Genomic DNA, 409 nt, shown 5'->3' with positions numbered 1-409 from the left:
CCGCGTAGGCCTGCGCGGAGCATGACGACGAGGACCGCATCGACATCGAGGGCATGCGCCGGGAGGCCTTCGAGTACCCCAGCGGCATGGCCGGCGCACTGGCCTGCCAGGCGGCCCAGATCCTGGGCGGCGATGACGCGCACTGGGATCTGTTCGACGCCATCCAGCACGCCCACATGAGCGAGCACCGCAACATCGGCGACGCCGAAGTGCTGCTGGACATCGCCACGCGCACGGGCTTCGAGCGCAATGCCTTCGCGGGCTGCATGGAAGGCGCTCAGGCGCTGGAGCTGGTGCGCCAGGACCGCGCGCTGGCGCAGCGCATGGGCCTGCGCTCCATTCCCACGCTGATCGCGCCGGGCCTGCCTCCGCTGCAGACCCAGTCGCTGGCTGCGCTGCGCGAACGGCT

General features: G+C 71.1%; 1 pseudogene. It reads left to right on the top strand.

The annotated features are described in order from the left end of the window. Nucleotides 1-8: 8 nt before the first annotated feature. A pseudogene (locus L995_RS24995) lies at nucleotides 9-409 on the top strand (DsbA family oxidoreductase); the annotation flags it as partial.

The sequence above is a fragment of the Delftia sp. ZNC0008 genome (assembly GCF_000799035.1).
GTDB classification, from domain to species: domain Bacteria; phylum Pseudomonadota; class Gammaproteobacteria; order Burkholderiales; family Burkholderiaceae_C; genus Comamonas; species Comamonas tsuruhatensis.
Note: the sequence above shows the minus strand (reverse complement) of the source record. Positions and strands in the feature narration are given on the sequence as shown.